The sequence below is a fragment of the Micromonospora sp. NPDC049799 genome (assembly GCF_040656655.1).
Lineage (GTDB): Bacteria > Actinomycetota > Actinomycetes > Mycobacteriales > Micromonosporaceae > Micromonospora.
This window is the reverse complement of the sequence record NZ_JBFAMU010000768.1, coordinates 1-1,738: the sequence shown is the minus strand read 5'-3', so window position 1 is coordinate 1,738 and position 1,738 is coordinate 1. Positions and strand designations below refer to the sequence as shown.

At 75.0% G+C, this 1,738-nt stretch carries 2 protein-coding genes; both read right to left on the bottom strand.

Features of this window, described 5'->3' with window-relative positions:
• Window positions 1-64: 64 nt before the first annotated feature.
• On the bottom strand, window positions 65-1,183 hold the full coding sequence (gene alr / locus AB0I76_RS29285; RefSeq protein WP_357042205.1) for an alanine racemase: 1,119 nt from the start codon (window positions 1,181-1,183) through the stop codon (window positions 65-67).
• Window positions 1,184-1,250: 67 nt separating this feature from the next.
• Complete coding sequence (locus AB0I76_RS29280) at window positions 1,251-1,601, bottom strand: PepSY domain-containing protein (RefSeq protein ID WP_357042202.1); 351 nt, start codon at window positions 1,599-1,601, stop codon at window positions 1,251-1,253.
• Between the last annotated feature and the right edge of the window lie 137 nt (window positions 1,602-1,738).

The following is a 1,738-nucleotide window of genomic DNA, read 5'->3' as shown; positions in this document are numbered from 1 at the left end:
GCCAGGGCGCCGACGGCGGCCCGGGCGTGGCCGGACCGGGGCAGCGGGATGCGGGGGCGGCCGGTCACGGGCGTTCGCCGTCGTAGACGCGGGGCACCCGGGTGCTGCCGAACCGGGTGACGATCTCGTAGTTGATGGTGCCGACGGCCTCCGCCCAGTCGTCGGCCGTGGGCTCCCCGTCGGCGCCACTGCCGAAGAGGGTGGCGACGTCCCCGGCGGCGACCGCGTCGTCACCGCAGTCGAGCACGAACTGGTCCATGCAGACCCGGCCGGAGACGGTCCGGCGGGCACCGCCGAGCTGCACCGGGCCGCTGTTCGAGGCGTGGCGCGGCACACCGTCGGCGTAGCCGAGCGGGATCACCGCGAGGTTCGCCTCCCGCTCGGTGGTGTAGGTGTGGCCGTAGGAGACCCCGGAGCCGGCCGGCACGCGCTTGGCGAGCATCACCCGGGCCCGGGCGGTCATCGCCGGGCGCAGGCCGTAGGTCTCCCCGGCCACCGGGGAGAGCCCGTAGACCGCCAGCCCGGGCCGGACCAGGTCGAAATGGGTGTCCGGCCGGGTCAGCGTGGCGGCGGAGTTGGCCAGGTGCCGGTAGCGCGGGTGCAGCCCCGCCTTCTCCACCATGCCCAGCCCCTCGTGGAACACCGCGAGCTGCCGATCCGTGGTCGGGTGGCCGGGCGAGTCGGCGTACACGAAGTGGCTCCACACGCCGACGACCTCGACCAGCCCGTCGGCCTGGGCCTTGGCGGCGGCGTCGAGCAACGTCGGCCAGTCGGCGACGGTCGCGCCACCACGGGCCAACCCAGTGTCGATCTTGAGGTGCAGCCGGGCCGGACGACCCGCGATCCGGCCCGCCTCGATCATCTCGTCGAGCTGCGGCAGGCTCGCCGCCCCCAGGTCGACCCCGGCGGTGATCCCCTCGTGCAGGGGCAGCCCGGGAGTGAGCAGCCAGGCCAGCACCGGCACGGTGATCCCGGCCCGACGCAGCGTCAGTGCCTCGTCCAGCGTGCAGACGCCGAGCCAGTCGGCGCCGGCGTCGAGCGCCGCCCGGGCGGCCGGGACCATGCCGTGGCCGTACCCGTCGGCCTTGACCACCGCCATCAGCTCGGCGGCGGTGCCGGAGCGGAGCCGGCTCACGTTCTCACGGATCGCGTCAAGGTCGACGCGTACCTCGGCCTGCCACATGCGCACAGCCTACTTCCGGGCCGATCACCACAGGCCGCCAGCCGCCGGACGAGCGGGCCCGCACCCGTCAGTCGTCGGCGAGGAGGTCGCCGGTGGTCGCGTCGACCTCGACCTCACCCACCCGGGCACCGGACAGGTCCATCTTCCAGATCGGCCGGCCACCCTCGGAGTCCAGCTCGGCCCGGACGACCTGACCGCCGAACCGGTCGGTCACGATCTCCGCCGCCTGCACGGCGTTGACCTGGCGAGGGCCGAACCGGGCGTCCAGCTCCGGATCGATGCGCAGCTCGAAGGCCGGCCCGCCGGGTGGCGTGGCCACCCGGTCCCGCCCGTCCTTCGCCGAGGCCAGGGCCGTACCGACGATCAACGGCACCGCGACACCGACGGCGGCGACGGACCAGGTGAGTGCTCTGCGCATGGTTACTCCTCGGGGAACGCGTGCGGCCGGCCGCGTCCTCGACGCCCGCACGCCGAGGGGTACGGCCGGGCGACGCCCCCGGTTCAACGCGGGCGTCGCGTCACGGCAGGCGGGCCAGCACCGGGCGTAGCGCCGCG